Source organism: Pseudomonas sp. NPDC087803 (assembly GCF_044742995.1).
GTDB lineage: Bacteria > Pseudomonadota > Gammaproteobacteria > Pseudomonadales > Pseudomonadaceae > Aquipseudomonas.
In genome coordinates, this window is record NZ_JBIUVO010000141.1 from 1 (window position 1) to 2,200 (window position 2,200).

Here is a 2,200-nt window from a genome sequence, read left to right on the forward strand (position 1 = left end):
CAACGCCTGCCGAATCGTCGTCGTGCTCCTCTGGATGATCCTTTTGGAGAAGCGGGCGATCCTGATTGAATGTTAGTCGAATCTGGCTGATTGCATGCATGGAGAGAAAGGTTCGTCAGTTGTGCAAATACAGTGGTGGGGGCGGCTGTACACCTTTTCAACTCCGACTGCCCGGTCACCTTGACTATCGGGAAAACGGTGTTACAACCAATAGAGCCCACAGTGGGTAAAAAAGATCCGCGGAGTCAATCCTTTTAACGGATTAGATTGCGGATGTCCTGGATGATACTCCAGCGATGGAGTCTGTTGCAGAGGGATTTGAGCATGGCTGTCGGCAAGGTCAAGTGGTTCAACAATGCCAAGGGATTCGGCTTCATCATTACCGATGCCCGTGAAGGACGTGACGAGGATGGCAAAGACATTGATTTCTTTGCGCACTACTCCGCCATTGAGATGGATGGGTATAAAACCCTCAAGGCCGGCCAATCCGTGGTTTTCAATATTGTTCAAGGCCCCAAGGGACTGCATGCCGTAGGCATCAAGGCCGTCATCACCGAACCATCCAGCGCCGCTGAAAGTGCTGCTGTCGGCGCAGCTGCTGCCGCTGCCGCGACTGCCAAAGCATGAGCTGACTGCTTCCCCCTAATACTCTTGGTAATAAAAAACCGCCTGACTCATCATTTGAGTCAGGCGGTTTTTTTATAGCTTCACTACTTACATGTGCTTGACGATCGCCTCACCGAAGCCCGAAGACGACACCAGCGTGGCACCGTCCATCAGACGTTCGAAGTCATAGGTCACGGTCTTGGCCTTGATGGCGCCGTTGGTGCCCTTGATGATCAGGTCAGCCGCTTCGGTCCAGCCCAGATGACGCAACATCATCTCGGCCGACAGAATCACCGAACCCGGGTTGACCTGGTCCTTGCCGGCGTACTTCGGCGCAGTACCGTGGGTCGCCTCGAACATGGCCACGGTGTCGGACAGGTTGGCACCCGGCGCGATACCGATACCACCCACTTCGGCCGCCAGGGCGTCGGAGAGGTAGTCACCGTTGAGGTTCAGCGTGGCGATCACATCGTACTCGGCCGGACGCAGCAGGATCTGCTGGAGCATGGCGTCGGCGATGGCATCCTTGACGATGACTTCACGACCGGTTTTCGGGTTCTTGAATTTCATCCATGGGCCGCCATCGAGCAGCTCGGCGCCGAATTCTTCCTTCGCCACCTCGTAACCCCAGTCCTTGAAGGCACCTTCGGTGAATTTCATGATGTTGCCCTTGTGCACGATGGTCAGCGACTTGCGGTCGTTGTCCACCACGTATTGCAGGGCCTTGCGCACCAGACGCTTGGTGCCTTCCTTGGAAACAGGCTTGATGCCGATCCCGCAATCCTGGTCGAAACGGATCTTGGTGACGCCCATTTCTTCTTTCAGAAACTTGATGACCTTGGTGGCTTCAGGAGAGCCGGCCTTCCATTCGATACCGGCATAAATGTCTTCGGAGTTCTCGCGGAAGATCACCATGTCGACGTCGCCAGGCTTTTTCACCGGGCTCGGTACACCTTCGAACCACACCACGGGGCGCAGGCACACATACAGATCGAGTTGCTGGCGCAGGGCTACGTTGAGGGAGCGGATGCCACCACCGACCGGAGTGGTCAGCGGGCCTTTGATGGAGACCACGTAATCTTTGACGGCGTCCAGGGTTTCCTGGGGCAGCCAGGTGTCCTGGTCATAGACCTGGGTCGCTTTTTCGCCAGCATAAACCTCCATCCAGGAAATCTTGCGCTTGCCCCCGTAGGCCTTGGCCACGGCAGCATCAACCACTTTGATCATCACCGGGCTGACGTCGACGCCAATACCGTCACCTTCGATGAAGGGGATGATCGGGTTATCAGGAACATTGAGAGAATGGTCTGCATTGACGGTGATTTTGTCGCCGACGGCTGGAACCTGAATCTTCTTGTAACCCATGCTGAACTCCATTGTTTGGATTGAACATCTGGCTTGGTTCGAGCGTAACCCAGTTAAATCAACACGCAAACCCTCTGTTCACGGCGCGGCTACATCTGGTTTCGTACAAGCCTGAAAGCAAAGGGAAAAGCGCCAAACTCAAGCATTCGCAGCGACTCTACGCCCCACCCTGCCCTGCGACCTTTAGACCAATGGACGAGAATCGTTGCATATGAACCATCGGCAGATT

General features: G+C 55.3%; 2 protein-coding genes and 1 pseudogene. 1 reads left to right on the top strand and 2 read right to left on the bottom strand.

The window, feature by feature from the left end; translation table 11 throughout:
- Window positions 1-100, bottom strand: a pseudogene (locus ACIOUG_RS26975) (ATP-dependent Clp protease adaptor ClpS); the annotation flags it as partial.
- A gap of 224 nt (window positions 101-324) precedes the next feature.
- Between ACIOUG_RS26975 and ACIOUG_RS26980 the strand changes: the two are divergent.
- Window positions 325-627 carry a cold shock domain-containing protein gene (locus tag ACIOUG_RS26980; protein WP_401070219.1) on the top strand — a complete coding sequence of 101 codons (303 nt, stop codon included), beginning with the start codon at window positions 325-327 and terminating at the stop codon, window positions 625-627.
- Between the two features lie 87 nt (window positions 628-714).
- Here ACIOUG_RS26980 and icd read toward each other — a convergent pair whose 3' ends face one another.
- Window positions 715-1,971, bottom strand: coding sequence for an NADP-dependent isocitrate dehydrogenase (gene icd, locus ACIOUG_RS26985; RefSeq protein WP_401070222.1), 1,257 nt, complete (start codon window positions 1,969-1,971; stop codon window positions 715-717).
- Between the last annotated feature and the right edge of the window lie 229 nt (window positions 1,972-2,200).